The 17,830-nt window shown below is 42.5% G+C and carries 15 protein-coding genes; 2 read left to right on the forward strand and 13 right to left on the reverse strand.

Going from position 1 to position 17,830, the window contains the following annotated elements; all coding sequences use genetic code 11:
* Positions 1–12 precede the first annotated feature (12 nt).
* The 4 genes from ACYVGZ_RS01060 to ACYVGZ_RS01075 are packed head-to-tail and all read right to left on the reverse strand — an operon-like array spanning position 13 to position 5,891.
* Positions 13–3,429, reverse strand: a complete 3,417-nt coding sequence (locus ACYVGZ_RS01060; RefSeq protein WP_460749953.1) for an SbcC/MukB-like Walker B domain-containing protein — start codon at positions 3,427–3,429, stop codon at positions 13–15.
* Between the two features lie 9 nt (positions 3,430–3,438).
* Complete coding sequence (locus tag ACYVGZ_RS01065) at positions 3,439–4,083, reverse strand: DUF4194 domain-containing protein (RefSeq protein ID WP_460749956.1); 645 nt, start codon at positions 4,081–4,083, stop codon at positions 3,439–3,441.
* Positions 4,083–5,474, reverse strand: coding sequence for a Wadjet anti-phage system protein JetA family protein (locus tag ACYVGZ_RS01070; protein WP_460749958.1), 1,392 nt, complete (start codon positions 5,472–5,474; stop codon positions 4,083–4,085). Before ACYVGZ_RS01070 ends, ACYVGZ_RS01065 begins: the two co-directional genes overlap by 1 nt.
* Before the next feature lie 36 nt (positions 5,475–5,510).
* Positions 5,511–5,891: a sirohydrochlorin chelatase gene (locus tag ACYVGZ_RS01075; RefSeq protein WP_460749961.1), complete on the reverse strand. Its 381-nt coding sequence runs from the start codon at positions 5,889–5,891 to the stop codon at positions 5,511–5,513.
* A 197-nt stretch (positions 5,892–6,088) separates the two neighbouring features.
* Here ACYVGZ_RS01075 and ACYVGZ_RS01080 point away from each other — a divergent pair, with 197 nt between their 5' ends.
* Complete coding sequence (locus ACYVGZ_RS01080; protein WP_460749964.1) at positions 6,089–6,955, forward strand: TIGR01777 family oxidoreductase; 867 nt, start codon at positions 6,089–6,091, stop codon at positions 6,953–6,955.
* Here ACYVGZ_RS01080 and ACYVGZ_RS01085 read toward each other — a convergent pair.
* From ACYVGZ_RS01085 to ACYVGZ_RS01110, 6 genes are all read right to left on the reverse strand, one after another.
* A complete protein-coding gene (locus ACYVGZ_RS01085; RefSeq protein ID WP_460749966.1) occupies positions 6,952–7,455 on the reverse strand; it encodes a DNA topoisomerase family protein in 504 nt (167 codons plus the stop codon). The two genes, ACYVGZ_RS01080 and ACYVGZ_RS01085, sit on opposite strands and share 4 nt — an antisense overlap.
* 2 nt (positions 7,456–7,457) lie before the next feature.
* Positions 7,458–7,808 (reverse strand): hypothetical protein, encoded by a 351-nt coding sequence (locus ACYVGZ_RS01090; RefSeq protein WP_460749969.1) that lies wholly within the window; start codon positions 7,806–7,808, stop codon positions 7,458–7,460.
* A gap of 14 nt (positions 7,809–7,822) precedes the next feature.
* Entirely contained in the window at positions 7,823–8,521 is a 699-nt protein-coding gene (locus ACYVGZ_RS01095; protein WP_460749972.1) for an HAD family hydrolase, read from the reverse strand.
* A gap of 1 nt (position 8,522) precedes the next feature.
* The gene (gene hemH / locus ACYVGZ_RS01100) at positions 8,523–9,503 is read right to left on the reverse strand and encodes a ferrochelatase (protein ID WP_460749974.1); all 981 of its coding nucleotides are present in this window, start codon (positions 9,501–9,503) and stop codon (positions 8,523–8,525) included.
* A 57-nt stretch (positions 9,504–9,560) separates the two neighbouring features.
* Positions 9,561–10,370, reverse strand: coding sequence for a TSUP family transporter (locus ACYVGZ_RS01105; protein ID WP_460749977.1), 810 nt, complete (start codon positions 10,368–10,370; stop codon positions 9,561–9,563).
* An 81-nt stretch (positions 10,371–10,451) separates the two neighbouring features.
* Positions 10,452–11,387 carry a chemotaxis protein gene (locus tag ACYVGZ_RS01110; protein ID WP_460749979.1) on the reverse strand — a complete coding sequence of 312 codons (936 nt, stop codon included), beginning with the start codon at positions 11,385–11,387 and terminating at the stop codon, positions 10,452–10,454.
* 128 nt (positions 11,388–11,515) lie between these two features.
* Between ACYVGZ_RS01110 and ACYVGZ_RS01115 the strand changes: the two genes are divergently transcribed.
* Complete coding sequence (locus ACYVGZ_RS01115; RefSeq protein ID WP_460749982.1) at positions 11,516–12,295, forward strand: TatD family hydrolase; 780 nt, start codon at positions 11,516–11,518, stop codon at positions 12,293–12,295.
* Here the strand turns inward: ACYVGZ_RS01115 and ACYVGZ_RS01120 are convergent.
* From ACYVGZ_RS01120 to ACYVGZ_RS01130, 3 genes are read right to left on the reverse strand one after another with little or no spacing between them, the layout of a single operon-like run.
* Entirely contained in the window at positions 12,292–14,634 is a 2,343-nt protein-coding gene (locus ACYVGZ_RS01120) for a DNA polymerase II (RefSeq protein WP_460749984.1), read from the reverse strand. The genes ACYVGZ_RS01115 and ACYVGZ_RS01120 overlap by 4 nt on opposite strands.
* Positions 14,635–14,674: 40 nt before the next feature.
* Positions 14,675–17,134 (reverse strand): ABC transporter permease, encoded by a 2,460-nt coding sequence (locus ACYVGZ_RS01125; protein WP_460749987.1) that lies wholly within the window; start codon positions 17,132–17,134, stop codon positions 14,675–14,677.
* Positions 17,131–17,811 (reverse strand): ABC transporter ATP-binding protein, encoded by a 681-nt coding sequence (locus ACYVGZ_RS01130; RefSeq protein ID WP_460749989.1) that lies wholly within the window; start codon positions 17,809–17,811, stop codon positions 17,131–17,133. Before ACYVGZ_RS01130 ends, ACYVGZ_RS01125 begins: the two co-directional genes overlap by 4 nt.
* Between the last annotated feature and the right edge of the window lie 19 nt (positions 17,812–17,830).

A 17,830-nucleotide genomic window follows, 5' to 3' on the forward strand; every position in this document is an offset into this window, starting at 1 on the left:
TTAAATCTCTACTTAAGTGCTTTTAGCGGTGTCGTCTTGGCGACCACTTAATAAGCTTTGGCCTTTCTCTTTAGGGTATGCAACATCTATCGACACCGCACCACCTTCACGCCAAACACTGATAATAGTATCCATATTTGCCGCCATCACAGCACGTTTGTCATCTGGTGCAGCCGCTATGACCTGAAGCCCTATATCTTTCATAAAGCCCATACAAGTGGATGTTTTAACCATATCTATCTTGTTAAATGCTTCATCAAACATGGCCAATGAGAAACCACCAACGATATCGCCATCCATTGTTTCATGAAGACGGTAGGTGGTTGAAAGTGCAGCAGCAATTGCCAAATAGAATGGAATCTGGTGCTCACCACCCGAACCGGTTTGAATACGCTGGCTTAGGGTCGTTTTCTTATTACCTTGAGTATCTAATATGTCTACTTCAAAGTTATAGAATTTACGATAATCCGCCAAGTCTTGTTGTTTTTCATCATCGCTAATCAATTCCTGTATGGCATTGATCGCACGCAGATGATCTTCATCACCAGACAATTCTGGATCAAACAATCCACCAACATTGGCTTGATCTTGAGCGCTAAACTTTTCAACCAGCTCTAAAATATCTTTCATATCACCGTTAGGGTAATATTTAAACTGATAGATTTCTTGGTTAAAGGGTCTACGTTTCAAGCTATGGTTTAGCTCGCGAATGATATGAGCCACCTGGTCCAGTGAGTCTTTCAACTTCGACACATAGTCAGAACGGAACGTCTCTTCCGCCTCTTTACGAGCAATTTCAGCACGTTTGGCGTATTTAGCGAGTTCGGTGTCTCCTAATACGTCAATCTGATAAGACACATAGTGTTCAAATTCCTCGAACTTAGACTCCAGATAATCTAATTGAACATCATCATCCAAGCTTGCTTGATGATATTTGGCATAGTGGTCAGCAACTTCTTTACGAACCTTTTGATCAAAACTTCGCGCTTTATCATTTGCTTTATCCGAGCGACTAATGGCTTCTTTATAAATTGCAGCGCCATTAACCATGCTGGCTTCTAATAAGGCATACCGTTCACTTGCATACTCAGCATCGTATTTAGGGTTAGAGGTAAGCTTATTTCGCTCTTCATCTAAGGCGGACAGAGCAGCACTCAACTGATTCTTTTGGGTGTTCAAAGAGCCAAATTGTTCGGCTATTTGCTGTCTTTCTCGGTCCAGTTTCTTTTGTTCCAGCTCAACAGTACCGATGCGCTCTTTTAGGCTATCTATACGTTCTTGCAACTCAGTATCATCGTGTTGTTGCAACTGAGCAATTTCTGACTCTACATGTTCAAGCTCTTGGTTCAGCCGAGTTAATGTGTGGCCTGCATTGGTGAGCATTTGGGCATCAAATTGGTTATTGGCCATGACTTTAGCCAATAAATTGTCAGCTTGCTCAAGGCGCTGGTCTGATTTTAGGTGCGCCATTAACTCATCAGTCAATTTGCTTAACTTGGTTTCCCTTGATTGGCGCATACCTTCTGTATTGATGCCCACCATCATATGTGGAGAGAAACGAATCGTAGAAATGGTGCCAGACAGCTTCAACATTCCGTCGGCCGTCATGGCGCTGTCTTCTCTTAATAATTCACGTTCAGTTTCCACCGGCTTAATGCCACCAAGGCGACGGTTCAAATAAGCTTGGGCATGGTCATTAGAACAGCGTATGAACTTCAGCGCTGAACGGTGATCACCACGGTTTAGCCAAAGACGCGTTTGAGTGGTATCCACCACACGACACCCCATTAATTGGCGACGGTGAGCCCTAAAAATTCGAATGGCTTCTTCGGCATCTTCCGGCTCTACAATTAATGCTTCGCGCTGTGCGCCAAGGTAACCTTCAATGGCATCTTGCCATTTTCTATCCGTCACTTCAGCTAGTTGGCATAAAGGAGTCGCGTCAATGTCTGCTTGTTTGAGCAAACTTACTAAGCGCTTCGTGTTTTGAGATAGCGGGCTAACTCCGCCTTTCAGGGAGGAGACGTCTTGCTCTAACTGTTTGCATTCATCTTTCAGATTCAAGATATTGCGGTTAAGTTCAGAGCGCTGACGGAATACCGTAGACTTTTCCTCATCCAAAATATCGTTGAGCTCGCTCAATTTTGCTGTTAGAGGCTTAATGCTGCCAACTATCTCTCCTTCTTCTGAGATAATACCGGCAAAGTCAGCAAACTCTTCCACCAGCTTATTAACTCGATCAGATAAAACTTCTTGATAGCCGCTTAAGGTAGCCATCAAGCTGATTAACTGGCGAACCTGCTTGACCCCTTTTTGATCTTGCTGGCCTTGCAACAGCAACAGTTTTTTATTCTGCTCAAGTTGTTGCAATTTAAGCCCCACATCTGAATGCTCATATTGTTGCTCTAAGCGTAAAAGCTGGCCTTGAAGCTGTTTGAGTAGACTGGCTTGGGTGGTTAACTCTTCATCAATTTCTTCTTCACGTTCTTTGTGAAGCTCGTATTGATCTTGAATGTCATCTTGCTTAGAACCAAGCTCGTCAAAACGAGCTTCTGTAGCAATCCATTGATAATTAATGGCGGTTTGTTCTTGTTGATGTTTCTTTTCACAGTCCTGCTGAATAAGCTTCAAGTCATCTATACGCTTTGCCACTTCTTGCGTTTTTGCTTCAAGCTGGCGGTATTCGTTTAGAGACTTTTGATAAGCACCCACCTGAAGTGGCGCTTCCGCTAGAACAAAGTCTTGAACAAAACGAGTTGGCGAGGCAATTGGCACAAACTTCAATGCGTTTTTGAAGTTTTTAAGGAAGCCATCCAGGGTAATCAGCTGCTCAGAGCTTGGGCTTAACTCTTCTAGGTAACGGTTAATGTACTGAGTAGCCGAAGCACTGCCAGATTTAATGTAAGGGTTTAAACATAAGCGTTTAAGGCTTTCACGTACTTCTAACCACGGTTTGGCTTGATAACTTTTACCTTCTAGGGCGTCGATAAAATCGTTTTTCACTACACCATAGTCAGGCAATACAAAACGGCCCAAAATATCTTCTTCTGGCGATGCTAGAGACGCGCTTAAACACAAACCAACGGTAGATTCTTTACCGGTTATGCTGTCTTCAAACACCAACCCCAGATAGCAGACCGCATCTTGACGAGGCTCAGTACCAAAGACTTTAGCGTTGGCCTGCCCAGAGTCAATCATACCCAATATATAGGAGCGGATACTGCGGCCACTGGCTTTACCGTCATTGGCACTGGCGTTGTAATTTAGATGACGTTTACTGGCACCTGTCAACACAGTTTGCACCGCATCAAGTAATGAAGATTTACCAGAGCCAGTGGGCCCTATGATGGCCGTATTACCACGGATATGAATTTCTTCTGCACCCAAAAGATACCAGTTTACCAATACAATACGATTTAACTTTTTCATGCTAAGGCCTTAATCCTGAATCTCTTCTTCACTAGCTGTTGCGGTATCATCCTCGGTCGCATCATCTTCTTCTGGATCAGTACCGTTAAAGGCTTCAAGTTGCCTTAAATAAGCTTCTGTAACCACCAATCGAACAACTGGGGTGATATTAATCATCACGTTTTTGCTGTCTTCATCGTATGCTTTGCCGCGGATCAAAATCCCATGACGACTCAATAATGCCAAGATATCTTTGAAGCGTGTTTCAGATGGAATCTCACGTTTTACCAACTGCACATAACGATCGAGTATGGTGTGAGTATTGGTAGCGACAAAGCCATTATCTACTTCAAAATTTTCGATTTTCTCTTCATAAATTTGTCTTAGTACTAACAAGAACAAGGTCTCGTCAGTCTTTAGACGAACAAAGGCTTCTCTTTGCACTGGTAAGATACCCACTAAACGCTCATTTTCATTGACGTAAAGTTTCATGCCTAATGCATCAAACAAAGAAGCAAAATAATCTTGGTAGGATTCAATTAATAGGTAATGTTTACGCTGACCGTGCTTATAAGCACTGGCGAATTGATTAGCCACTAGGTAGTTAGCGGTTTGCTGAAAGTCGTGCGCTTCTTTGCCAGACTCTTCGACTGCTTTCTTTAATTCTTTTAGCATTATTTAGCGCTCCTGCGAACGACATTAAACTCACGACACTCCACAAAACCATTCACATCTAGGTAGCGGTCCGTAAATTCAACAACAAATTCATTTTCAATTTTTTTCGCGTTAACCCCTAAAGAACCTATGTATCTTAAGTGATCAAAACAAACAAAGTCTTCAACGCTGTTGATCGCGAAATCTAAAATATGTTTTTTATTATGACTGCCAAGCTGACGGTCCATATAACCTTGTAACTTAACCACAGTCACTTGTCTGGCATCATGGAAACGTCTTTGCTGTTCACGCAATTTGATGGCATCAACAGAAATTTCAGCGGGGGTCATAACTCTCGGCGGGGGCGGTTCCCTGCGTTTGCTAGGCTGTGCAGCTGATTCCATACCCACTAACTTTGAGCCAACAACTTGTTTTAATGTTGGCAGACGCTCGTATTTGGCGACATCACTGATAATGCCAGAGATTTTATTTGCCATTCCGGGACGGGAACTGTCCATGTAACGGGCTGTATCGGCAGCACGTTTTTCCAATCGGTAGCGATATTCATCAATCCGCTCTAAACGCTGTTCTATGCTATTAAACGTTTGAATAATATCTTGGCAATCTTTCTCTATCATGGCCTGAGCTTTGGCCATAGAAATGAGCTGCTGATCCATATAACACTGAGCAATATCGCCTTGCAACTCATGGTCGTTAATAAAGCTTTGCGCTAACTCTAAGATTTGGCGGCGGAAGCGAAAAGGGTTATTACTGGTCTTAATGGTTTTGTAATCAGCAATTAAGATGCCTTCTACAAAAAGGTCAAAAAAGCCAGCCACAATGGATTTTGGATCGCGGCTTGCAAAAAGTTCTTTTTGTAAGCTTCTGATACCCAGTAAAATCTGGTTCAAGTGAGCCGAGAATTCACGCGCGGCTTCAGCAGATTGGCTTAAGGTTACGCCCCGCTCTTTAGGGTTGTTTGCCACGGATTCTAAGTTACTTAAAATACTGAGCACCGTGGCACCATAGTTTCGTTTGCCATGTCGGCTAATTTCCACTAATGCTCTCAATAACATGGAAATTTGCGGACTCATTAGCACACTAACACGGTACAGCTCTTGTTCTTCAATGAGCCAGCCAGTTTTTACTAATCTATGATAAATACGCAAAGCATAATCATGAATGGACTTAGGTGACTCGAACGATTCTTTGTGTTCATCATGCCAAGCCAAGGTGTCTAGTTTATGAAGCGTGTCCTCAATGGACTCAATAATGGTGGACTTGTCCTTTATAGGGTCTTCAGCATGATCATAAAAAATTTCAGACAGATCAAATAACACAGGCTCTATGAGCGTTTTGTTTGTTCCACTTAAGGCTTGAAATATTTCGTCAGGTAGATGTTTAAATAACATGCCTGCACCCCCCTACAAGTTCTGAGGCAATGGCCTTCATATTATATCCTTTAAGCATTCACCAATCGCTGTTTGCATTGCAGTTTGAACATTCGGGTTGTCCCCAATAGGAGCAAGTAACTCAATGGTAAGGCCATCATGCTGTAGGGCAGCTATTTGGGCAGGAACATCTTTTCGTAAGTGTCGCCCTACGGCCAAGAACAAAGGCAATACTGCCACATTTGAATCACTCTCAGGTAGTGCTTTAATCGCTTCTTCTAAGGTGGGTTCAGTAAGCTCCATGTAGGCCAGACTTATGTTAGCGTTGCCATAGCGCTGACTCACCCTTTCAAAAAGAGATTCAAACGGTGCTTTCCATAATGGGTCCGGGCTACCGTGGGCAAGTAAAACCACATGATCAAACTGATTACTCTGCATGTTTTCCCCTAAAAAAATCAATCATTTATTCTAACGAGCCTTCCACATAAAAAGAAGCCTAATTAGTGAAAACTCTAGCCTCAAAGTACTTATACGAGATGTTTTTAGAATCGGTTTTCCAGATTGGCACACATAATGACTAATATTTGTACTTAGGCTACAGTATCACCCCATGATCGACTAAAAGTAACGATATCATGATGAAATTACTCATTACAGGTTTGACTGGTTTTATTGGACAAAACCTTTTAAAGAAATTGGATTTTAATCACTATCAGATTTATGCGCTTGTGAGAGAACCAAGTACAAGGCTACCCTCCAAAGTCATTCAAATCACACTTGATGAAATGCCGAACGAAAAGTTTGACGCACTGATCCACCTCGCCGGTGAAAACATTGCCGCAAAGCCTTGGTCAAGCAAGCGAAAACATGCCTTAATGGAAAGTCGCGGCGGTTTATTAAGGGCCATTCAAGCCCGTTTAACGACACCGCCCGATCAAGTTATTTGCTTTTCTGCTATGGGATACTATGGTATTCGTAATGATGACTTTATTGATGAGAGTACCCCAGCGATTAACGATTTTTGTCATCAGCTTTGTGAAGACACAGAAACCGCAGCCTGTCAATTTAAAGCCAACAGCACCTGGGTATTCCGATTAGCTGTCGTACTTGGCAAAGGTGGTGCATTAGAAAAAATGCGCCCGGCTTATCAGCTTTGCCTTGGCGGTGCCATAGGCAGTGGGCAACAGTGGTTTAGTTGGATTCATATTGAAGACGTGATCAAGCTAACACTCATGAGTTTGAATCAAACACTTCCACCAGCCACCTATAATCTGAGCTCGCCGCAAAGTATTAGGCAAAAACAGTTTGCCAAGGCATATGCCTTATCAATCAATCGCCCTTGTCTATTTAAGACTCCTAAGTGGTTGTTATCGCTCATTTTGGGGGAGATGTCTAACTTACTGACAGAAGGTGCCAACATGCAATCGGCACATTTAAAAAAAGCAGGTTATAGTTTCGAGTTTGAAAATTTAACCGATGCACTAAATAGCTTAACGGGTTAGGTTTTCTTACGCAGCTGCGGTAGACCATTATCGTCGTTTAAGGTGTGAGTGCAGGTTGGATAAGTAATGCAGCCCCAAAAATAACCGTTGCGGCTTTTTTTTCTAACAAGGTAATGGCCGCAAGCACGACAAGGGTATTTCTTGGTACTTGAAGGCTTACCTTTATCGTCTTCCACTGTAACCTTACATTCAGGGTAGGTAGAACAGCCCCAAAATACACTGTTACCTGAACGGCGCTGTCTTAATGGTGCTTGGCAAGCTGGGCATAGATAGCGCTTCTCTCTAACGGGTTTGCCATTTACATCGCTAGCGCTATAGTCACAGGTCGGAAAAGATTCACACCCCCAAAAATGCCCTTTTTTGCCTTCTCGTTTAACTAACATAGCTTGGCATTTGGGGCAACGATATCGCACTTTAGCTTGGGTGATTTGGGCGTCAGCTTGCTCTAAAAACTCCTCTACCCAATAGTCTTTTTTGTCGTTCGTACGGTCATCACTCATGGTTAGGGCTCTTGCTCTTCATTTTGCTTGAAACACCATGTGCTATTTTCCTGACATTTTTCCTTGTTGGCCCACTCTTTCAATTCACCAATGCCTTGCTGAGTACGATCCATTAACGACTCTGTTGCACTGGCCCCAGATTCAAACAATTGTTTACCGGCCTGCTTTGCGTTTTCATAGGCTTTAGCACTATCCTTTGATACTTGCTCTGATATTTCACCCGCCATTTCTTTTGTGCCTTGCCACAATGTTTCTGAACCTTGTTTAAGGTTGTCAAGCCAGTTGTCATTTTCAGCATAAGCATTCAAAGATAAACACAAAGTGACAATACTAAAGGCTAATGACTTTTTCATGAGTACTTCTCTTCTTATAAGTCCAATTGTTCTATCGACTCAAGGCGCGTAATTTTAGGATAATCAGTTAAAAAAGCATCATCTACAACCTCATGATCCCATGTTAAATGGTATGGAATATGAATTGCTTGGCCACCAAGGTCATAAATAGGCAACACATCCGACTTCATTGAGTTACCAATCATAAGAAACTCTTCAAGCTCAATCTTATGCTTGTTCAACAAGGACTGATAGGTCACAGGATTTTTTTCACTTACCACTTCTACTAAGTCGAAATATTTCGCCAAGCCCGATTTTGCCACTTTGCTTTCTTGGTCGAGTAAGTCCCCTTTGGTTATCACCATTAACCGATATTTGCCATGCAATTGCGCTAAGACCTTCTCCACTCCTGGTAATACCTCAATGGGTGAGGCCAGCATGCGTCGTGCTAACTCTATGACCTGATGAATCTCTTTTCCTGTAATCCGCCCTTCTGTCAGCTCGATAGCGGTTTCTATCATAGATAACGTAAATCCCTTAATGCCGTAGCCAAAGTCGTTTAAGTTCTTTATTTGAACTTTAGCCAGATGTTGGCGAATAAACTGATCATCATGATAACCCAATAATAAGCGCACAAACTCGTCTTGAGCACTTACGAAGATATCTTCATTGCGCCATAAGGTGTCATCTGCATCAAATGCGATGGTGGTCAGGCCTTCGGTATGTACCGTCATATTATTTCCAATGTAGCGTGTGTTGTTCAATTAAAGACAGGTATAAATTAACGTGATTAGTTTGATCGTTTAATGCTTCAACATAATCAAATGCCAAGCCGCCAGCGCCTTTAAATTCCTCAGCCAGCTCTATGGCAATTTCTTCAAGAGTCTCAATACAATCCGCAGAAAAAGCAGGGCTGATCACATTAATTTTTTTCACGCCCATGCCTGGCAAGGCTTTTAAAGTCGCGTCGGCATAGGGTTGCAACCATTCTTCTCTACCAAAACGTGATTGATAAACATGTGTCCATTCATCGTCTGTTAGTTCCAGGTGCTGGGCAACCAATTGACTGGTCTGCTCACACTGTTGTGCATAGGGGTCACCCTTAGTGACGTAACGTTTTGGAATGCCATGATAAGAGAACACAACATGGCGCTTTTCACCTTGTTTAGCCCACTGGCTTTGTATCGATTGCGCCAGTGCTTGAATATACAAGGGGTGATCAGCGTAGCTTTTTATAAAGACTATACCGGGGATATTCACCTGCTTAGCCAGCACTCTAGAGACTTTGTCATAGACTGCGGCGGTAGTGGTACTAGAATATTGCGGGTACATAGGAAGAATACAAACTCGATCCACTCCAGCAGCCTGAAAACGTTTAAAAGCAGACTCAACACTGGGGTTACCATAGGTCATGGCCAACTCTATTTGCAGATTTTGTTCTTCTAAGTGAGCCGAGAGTTTATCTTGCAGCCGTTTTGAATACACCAGCAGTGGCGAGCCCACTTCCATCCAAACCTGCTCATACACTTTGGCCACCTTGGATGGTCTAAAATTAAGGATCACGCCATTTAAAATGGGTTTCCAGAGCCAGGGTGACAGATCTACCACCCTTGTATCTGATAAAAATTCATTTAGAAACTTGCGCACATTAGAGCGTTTAGGTTCGTCAGGAGTGCCTAAATTAACCAGTAAAACACCAATTTTCTGTTTGGACATGGAGTTACGCCTAAATTAAAGTCAAAATAACTATTATCTTTATATAGTGACGACTGTTTAAAAACCAAGGTTGAAAACCAACCTCAAACCAGCCAACAAACAAAATATCGCCACTGAAAACTGGATGATTTTATGCTCAAGTTGATTAGGGCGCAGACGAATAATGGAGTACCCAACCAGCAATCCAACAGACAAGGCAAGACTAATCGGCCAATGAATAAGACCTAATGTCCCAATATCATTGTGGTGCTCAAGTGAAATAGCAGGGAATAAAAAGCCTATCAAAGCCGCTATAGAAGCAAATAATGCAATACCACTGGCAAAGCCTGTTAATGGTTTGTCTTCTAGAGAGTGTTGGCGTCCATAAGAGTGGCTTAAACTGTACCCAGAATTTGCCCCCATCAAGGACAAACAACCTATCGCCATAGCAAGTGGTTTAATAAAGTCAGTAGGCATTTTCTTCTCACGAGTAATGTTAACCGCCCCTAGTATTTGCGAGATGGAAGGCAACAACAAAAAAAGACCTAAAAGCATTACTAAGCTAGTTAGCGGCACAATAGTATACAATTGCGCTCCAATTCCCCCGCCAATTGCACACCATGGGCCTAATTTAACAAGTAGATTAAGCCCCTCTTGTGAGTGACGGCCAAAGCGCATCCACAAGTACAGATTTATCGGCATGGTCCCAATGACGACACTCGCCATCCAAATCAACCAAGTATTATGTTGCTCAGGATATACCGCTCCCAATAAAAACAACCCACTGGGAACCAGCAGCAAGGTCACACAAATATTCGCGACGGCTCTGACCATACCAGCAAATAACCCAGCGATAAGTACGAGTAGATAGGCTGTTAAATCCAGCAACACATTCTCCAAGGAAAGAATAAAGTGAAAAAAAACAGGCTAGAAGCCTGTTGATTGTATACATATAAAAAGCAGTAAGCGTTACTCTTTTTCCATTACAGCTCTTATGCGATCTTGAATGATGGTAGCCAGTTTATCTGGTTGAAACTTAGACAAGAAGTCATCACAACCTACTTTTTGAACCATGGCTTTGTTAAAGCTACCACTGAGTGATGTATGAAGCACAATGTGCAGATCTCTCATGCTTTGGTCTTCCCGAATTTCACGAGTTAACCTGTAGCCATCCATTTCTGGCATTTCCGCATCCGTGATCATCATTAGAAGCTTTTCAGGAACAACTTCACCTTCAGCAGACCACCTTTTGAGCTTTTCTAGAGCGCGTTTACCGTCTGTAGCTTCGTGAACCGTAATACCCATGTAATCCAAGGTAGAACGACACTGAGCCAAACCGACGGAGGAGTCGTCAACAATTAAAACTTCTAAACCTTTCGCAAGTGCCAACAAGTCATTATCAATAACATCATCACTAATGGTACTGTCATAAGGAGAAATTTCTGCTAACACCTTCTCAACATCAATAATTTCAACCATACGCTCTTTTACTCGCGTAATAGCGGTTAAATAATGCTGGCGTCCTGCACCTTCTGGCGGCGGTAATATTTCATTCCAGTTCATATTGATAATACGGTCTACTTCCCCAACCATAAAACCTTGAACCGAGTTGTTATATTCAGTGACGATTAAATTGCAAGGCTCGTTGCGATCAATGGGTCTCATACCAATAGACTGAGACAAGTCTACGACAGGTATGGTTCTCCCTCTAAAATGAGTAACACCAGCAACAGAGGGGTGACGATGGGGCATTAAGTTTAACCGTGGCAACTGTACAACTTCTTGTACTTTAAACACGTTGATGGCAAATAACTGCATTCCATTAAGTCGGAACATCAAAAGCTCTAAACGGTTTTCACCAACCAATTTTGTTCTTTGGTCAACGGCGTCTAACATGCTCGCCATACACTACTCCAAATTTGTGCGTTATGTCTTTCTTATATAATATGGTAAGAAACAAACTGTTACAGTATTTTTTTATCAAAAATTCCATATCTGTCCAATATGAACAACCAAAAGATCCATTTTCCTTTATGATAGACATTGGCGTTAATATTAATCACCCTTACTTTCTAAATGACCTAGAGCAAACGTTACTTGACTGCTCTAGTGCGGGAGTAACAGATTTAATTTGTATTGCTTCTGACCTAGAAGAAAGCGATTTAGTTCAATCACTGAGTCTAGAACACTCTGCTATCTGGTGCACTCTAGGATGCCACCCTCACCAAGCTAAAACTTGGAATTCGGACTCTAGCGAGCAAATTCGCAAACTAATTGCTCAGCAAAGGCCTGTTGCAATTGGTGAAACGGGATTAGATTTTAACCGTAATTACTCAACACCAGAACAACAAATTTTAGCCTTTAGAGCCCAAATTGAATTAGCACGAGAGTTTAGTTTGCCCCTTTATTTGCATGAGCGTGATGCACATGCAACGTTCGTAAAGATTTTAGAAGAAAATCAAGATGTTGCAAGCAGATCAATCTTGCATTGCTTTACTGGTAATACTGACGAACTTAACCGTTACCTACAATTAGGGCTTCACATTGGCATCACAGGTTGGGTTTGTGATGAGCGCCGTGGAGAAGAACTGCAACAAGCCGTGCCTCATATTCCAATAGATAAGTTACATTTTGAAACGGATGCACCGTATTTATTGCCTAGAACCGTACGTCCACGGCCAAAGAAAAACCACCCTAAATACTTGCCCTGGGTCGCTGAAAAAGTGGCAGAACTTAGAAATCAGCCTCTTGATGAGTTAATTGAACAAACTCGCCGCAATAGCCAAGGCCTGTTTCGTTTAAATGGGTGTTAAAGGAGTGTCATTTGTTTTGACAGTAAACTGGCTGTGTCGGTTTCATAAAAAGCCAGTATGCTGTCAGCAATAGGAGCTAGTTGCTTATCTATATAATGCTGATAGTCGATTTCTTTGAGATCTTCCGGCCCCAGATAGGGAGCTACGCCTAGATATGTATACACATATTCAATTCGCTTACGACCCTGCTGATACTCTAAAGGCATCCCTTGTTTGGCTCGCATATCATCAAAGATTCGCGCTGCTCTCACGTGTGGTGGTTGGGTCTTTGTGTAATAACTCAGTGGCCGACTGAGCTGTTTTGAATAAATAAGCTGGTGGTCTAGCTTCCCTTGATACAGCTGTTGCACCTTGGTTTGAATAAAATCAATGGGTGACACATCGGCAAAGACTTTTTCAAACAGCTCGCGCTGAAAGACTCTAGCAAGCTCTGTCCAATCGCTCCTAGCCGCTTCTAAGCCTTTAAAAATAAGTTTCCCGTTCGTAAGGCCTGCATAGCGTTTTTTACTACCCTCTTCACTACCGCGAATGGTTGGCATATAAAAACGCTCATACATGGTTTCAAACTCGAGTTCGAGTTTGGAGTCCAAGTTGGCGTACTCAAGACACCATTTCTGCCATTGTGTATTCAACTCTTCGCACAACTTTTGTCCAGCTAAGTTTGGGTCATGGTCTGCCCCTTCAAGAGTAATAAACAGTGAATCGGTATCGCCATAAATCACCCTGGCCCCTTTTTCTTCCATCCACTCCTTCGTCGTGGCTAAGATCTGATGACCGCGCATGGTAATGGAGCTGGCGAGTTCCGCATGATAGAAACGGCAAACATTAGACCCTAATACCCCATAAAACGAATTCATTATGATTTTTATGGCGTAACTTAAAATATCCTTACCCTGTTGTTTTGCCAATTCCCTTGATTGAGCAAGCTCAGTAACCATTCGTGGAAGAATAGCTGAGTCTTTGTCGAAAGCTGCCCCAAGAAAGCCGGGCACCACTTTTTTTTGTTTGGTTGCATGTTGTTGCGCGACTTTACGAGCAAAGGGATCAACACAAAAGGTTCTGATAATACTGGGGTACAGGCTTTTAAAATCAAACACTAAGACCTGTTTATAAAGACCAGGCTTAGATGACATAACAAAGCCTCCTGGACTGGGCACAAAGGCTTCATCCCGCCAAGCAGGTGCAACCTTTTTTAGTTGATGGAGCCTAGGTAAATACAAATTTTCAAATGCGGCCACTGAGCCGCCCATTTGCTCAAGGGGAATACCCGTTAGATCAACCCGAGTTTGTTGCAGCTCAAGTAGGTTTAGTTTGTCAAAAATTCTTAGCACCAAATCACAGTCTTGCAGGTTATAAGCAATAAAGCTGGGTAAGTCTTCTTTGTGCATGCGTTCTATTTCTTGCCAGCGCCCCCCTCCTTGCAAAAGCTTTTGGTCTTTTAAAATTTCCTTGCTAACAGAGTTAAGGCTGTAAGATTCGAAATGATAGCCGCCAACTTTTAATAAGCTGATACCATCTAATGCGACCCGCCCTGGAATGGTGATGAAGTAACGGCCTTGCACTTCACTTTCCCGAATATCCCAAGGTAAGCCATTAACACCAAAGCAAGGCTTAATCCCATAATACATACAGCGTTTATGAATAAAGCTAAGGTCAAAGCCAATCAGGTTCCAGCCTATAAAAATATCAGGACCACTCTGTTTTACTAAACGAATAAAATCCAGCAGGAGACTTTTTTCATCTTGGTAGACCTGAACATTAGGGTAGGAAACCGATTGCTGGCTCACTAATAAAACAAACTGTTCCGTTTTACTAACTACCCCAATAGAGAGCAACTGATTAGTACTCACAGAGGTCTCGATATCGAGTGACCAAACCTTCCACTCTGGCTGATACTCTGCAGGTAGTAGCTTAGCCTCACGAAACACTGTACCTGACACATCGGGGCGACCAATAAAACGTACTTTGCCCCGTATATTTCGTTCCATCAAATATCTATCCGGGGGCTTAATGTCTTCTTCAAATACTTGGTAGCCAGATTGTTTGAGCTGCTTAACTAACTGCCTATGCACTAACAGACTATTACAGGTAACCAAATTCACTCTTTGGTTATCAAGAGACGTATAACTGTCGTCAATGATTGAAATGGAAGGGTGATGGCTAGGAATAGACTTTAAAGGCGCATCGGTAAACAGTGCATAACATTGGATCTGTGGGATCACCTGCACTGTGGCTTGTTGGGTTTTAACAAAGAGACTCATTTCGAGCCGCCCATTCACATCGGTAGAATGGCGACTCAAAATATAGCCTTCATGTTGTTCAAATTGTGTTTCTAGCATTGCGGCCTTGTCCAGCTAGACACACCTTGCCCTAAAACAGTTACAGCCCTCTTAGTAAATGCATGGGAGGCACGTTTAAAACGGTGCGGCTAGCAAATAATCCAATAACACTGATAATACTAACACCAATTAGTGGGCCAAGAAGCCACAAAAGCGGGTGAAAGCTCATTTCATTGTTAAATATAAATACTTGCAGGCCCATTAAACAGGCTTCAGCCCCTAGTGCTGCAATTAATCCAGAAAATACACCGAGCGCACCAAACTCCACCATCAGTGCCTGTTGAATTAGGCTCTTCTGAGCACCTAGCACTCTTAGCAATGCCCCTTCTTCCAACCTTTCTTCTAAGGTTGATCGAACACTGGCAATCAGTACTAAAGCACCAGCGGCCAAGATACACACTAACACTAGCTGAATCGCTTGCGAGAGCTGACCAATCACCGCCTGAATCTGCTTTATTAAATCCCCCACGTTCAAAATGGAGATGGTTGGAAACTCAGCCATTGCCTGATAAAAGCCTTGTGCTTTTTCATCACTAATATAAAGACTACTAACATAGTTGGCAGGATAGTCTTCTAAGACTTTCTTAGGAAGAATGAGATAAAAGTTTGGTTGCATTGAGCCCCAATCAACACTGCGTATTGAGGTGATTGGCAATTGATAAACAATGCCGCCAATATTGATTGTTAAAACATCTCCCAAGCCCACATTGATCTCAGCTGCAGACTCTTGTTCTATTGATAAGCCATCCGCGTGAAAATCACCCGTTAACAACTTACTGCCTTCCCCTATTTCGTTCGCCCAACTTAAATTTAACTCTCGGGACAAAAGCTCAGGTTCTTCACGATCTTCTGGGTACAATAAATGAGCGTCTTCTCCATTGATGTGTGTGACACGACCACGGACCATAGGGTACCAATCTGATTTGATCACTTGTAATTGCTCGGAGGCTTTATTTATTCCTTCAACTTGATCAGCCTGTACATTGAACAAATAGTGATTAGGAGCATCTTCAGGAACTTGTTGTTGCCAATCTGAAACCAAATTTGACTTAATACCAAATAGAATAAGCCCCAGCATGATAATCAGAGTAAACACCAACAACTGAAATAAATTCGGTAATAAGCGTCGATACAATGACGCCAACCCGATTTGCCAACCATTTGTTGCACCCGATGTTAAGCTGCGCCCTAATTTAAATGCACACCAGCCTAAACCACACACAATCATAGCAACACAGGCAATAGCTAAGGTCATAACACTTGGCAGAATAAAGCCCCCCGTGTATAGGCACATCAAACCATAGAGCCCAACAAAGCCGATTAAATAAATCGCTAAAGTATTGCTTTCAATTCGAGCACTAGGTTGCAACACAGATAACGGGGATATTTTGATTAACCTAATAATCAGGGGTAAACAAAAAGCCACCATGGAAATAAATCCTGTTGCGACACCTAACCAAAGTGACATGACACTCGGTTCAGGTAGTTGAGTCGACATTAAACTGGCTAACAAGGAAGAAATGGCTAATTGAATTAACCAGCCTGCCGCCAGGCCTGACACACTTCCCACAACAAAAATGATGAACAGCTGAATGGCAAAAATTTGCGTCAATTTATTTGGAGTAGCCCCCAAGGTTTTTAGTACAGCTACTTGCATCAAATGGCGCTTAACATAGCGAGAAGACGCTAACGCCATCGCTACACCTGACATTATAACGGCCAAGGTGCCGGCCAATAATAGAAATGATTCTGCTCGCTGAATAGTGTTACCAATTCTTTCACCTTGTTGTGTGGGAGTTCTGAGCCTTTGCCCATCTACTAATTGCGGTGTTACCCAGTCAGTGAACTGATCTAATTGTGTTTTGTCACCAGCCAACAATAATGAGTAACGTACTCGGCTCCCTGGGATAATGACATTGGTTGCCTGTAAATCCGCTAAATTCATCACGGCTCTAGGAGATATAGCAAATGCTGAGGTAGTTGAACCTGGGTCACGAACTAAAAAGCGGCTTAATGTAAGCGTTGCATCACCGACTTCAACACGATCTCCTAGTTGCACACCAAGCAAGCTTGCCAAACGGGAAGACAACCATACATGACCTTCTTTAGGGGCTTGCTGGTAAGCATAGCCGGTACCAAATACGCTATCGTCAATCAAAAACTCTCCACGTAAAGGGTAATTATTGGTGACCGCGCTAATTTGGCCAAGCTGTAAATTGTCATTAGCAAACAACATGGTAGCAAAGGACACTCGCTCGGCTTGTTCTAATTGATTTTTGTTTGCTTGCTCAAACCAGGTTGGGTCAATGGGTTTGTTGGAACGTACTAGTCTATCTGCTGCTAACAAATTTGCAGATTGCTGTTCAAATGATAATTGCAATCTATCCACAAAAAGACCAATCGCCGTAACGGTAGACACTGAAATTAATAAGGCAAAAATCAGTGTAACTAGATCACCGCTTTTCAAATCCCTCAGCATTAACTTTAAAGCAATATTCATGATTGATTTTCCGTAAGCTGACCAGCAGACATGACCAATTGTCTATCACACATTTTCGCTAACTCGTTATCATGAGTTACCATTACCAAAGTGGTGCCTTCAGACTTATTAAGTTCAAACAAAAGATCAATGATTTTATGACCATTGGCTTCGTCTAGATTACCTGTTGGTTCATCTGCAAACAAAATTCTAGGCGCCGAAGCAAAGGCTCTAGCGATCGCAACCCGTTGTTGTTCACCACCAGACAATTGGCGTGGATAATGGTCCATACGATGACCAAGTCCCACTTTTTCTAACAAACTTTCCGCTTGCGCACGAGCATTGGCATCCCCTTTTAATTCGGCAGGTAGCATGACGTTTTCAATCGCTTGCAAGCTTGGCAATAAATGAAAAGACTGAAAAACAAAACCAACATAACGGCCGCGTGTTAGCGCTCGCTGCTCTTCGTCTAAATTGGAAAAAGCTTCACCGTATAATGAAATTTCACCACTAGTGTTAACATCTAAACCGGCTAGAAGCCCTAATAGGGTGGACTTGCCAGAACCGGAAGCCCCCACGATAGCAACGGACTCTCCATCCTTAACTTCCATATTTATTCCCTTTAAAAGAGTCAATTGGCCTGTATTTGAAGAGACAGAATGGGTTAAATTAGATACTTTAATAGCAATGTCATTCATATAAATATTCTCAAAGGTT

Source organism: Marinomonas epiphytica (assembly GCF_054780655.1).

Bases quoted from the DNA above. Each gene is read 5' to 3' on its own strand.
- ACYVGZ_RS01110 (WP_460749979.1), bottom strand. From the start codon at position 11,387: ATGGCGAGCATGTTAGACGCCGTTGACCAAAGAACAAAATTGGTTGGT.
- ACYVGZ_RS01120 (WP_460749984.1), bottom strand. From the start codon at position 14,634: ATGCTAGAAACACAATTTGAACAACATGAAGGCTATATTTTGAGTCGC.
- ACYVGZ_RS01125 (WP_460749987.1), bottom strand. From the start codon at position 17,134: ATGAATATTGCTTTAAAGTTAATGCTGAGGGATTTGAAAAGCGGTGAT.
- ACYVGZ_RS01090 (WP_460749969.1), bottom strand. From the start codon at position 7,808: ATGAAAAAGTCATTAGCCTTTAGTATTGTCACTTTGTGTTTATCTTTG.
- ACYVGZ_RS01060 (WP_460749953.1), bottom strand. From the start codon at position 3,429: ATGAAAAAGTTAAATCGTATTGTATTGGTAAACTGGTATCTTTTGGGT.
- ACYVGZ_RS01095 (WP_460749972.1), bottom strand. From the start codon at position 8,521: ATGACGGTACATACCGAAGGCCTGACCACCATCGCATTTGATGCAGAT.
- ACYVGZ_RS01070 (WP_460749958.1), bottom strand. From the start codon at position 5,474: ATGTTATTTAAACATCTACCTGACGAAATATTTCAAGCCTTAAGTGGA.
- ACYVGZ_RS01130 (WP_460749989.1), bottom strand. From the start codon at position 17,811: ATGAATGACATTGCTATTAAAGTATCTAATTTAACCCATTCTGTCTCT.
- ACYVGZ_RS01085 (WP_460749966.1), bottom strand. From the start codon at position 7,455: ATGAGTGATGACCGTACGAACGACAAAAAAGACTATTGGGTAGAGGAG.
- ACYVGZ_RS01115 (WP_460749982.1), top strand. From the start codon at position 11,516: ATGATAGACATTGGCGTTAATATTAATCACCCTTACTTTCTAAATGAC.
- hemH (WP_460749974.1), bottom strand. From the start codon at position 9,503: ATGTCCAAACAGAAAATTGGTGTTTTACTGGTTAATTTAGGCACTCCT.
- ACYVGZ_RS01075 (WP_460749961.1), bottom strand. From the start codon at position 5,891: ATGCAGAGTAATCAGTTTGATCATGTGGTTTTACTTGCCCACGGTAGC.
- ACYVGZ_RS01065 (WP_460749956.1), bottom strand. From the start codon at position 4,083: ATGCTAAAAGAATTAAAGAAAGCAGTCGAAGAGTCTGGCAAAGAAGCG.
- ACYVGZ_RS01080 (WP_460749964.1), top strand. From the start codon at position 6,089: ATGATGAAATTACTCATTACAGGTTTGACTGGTTTTATTGGACAAAAC.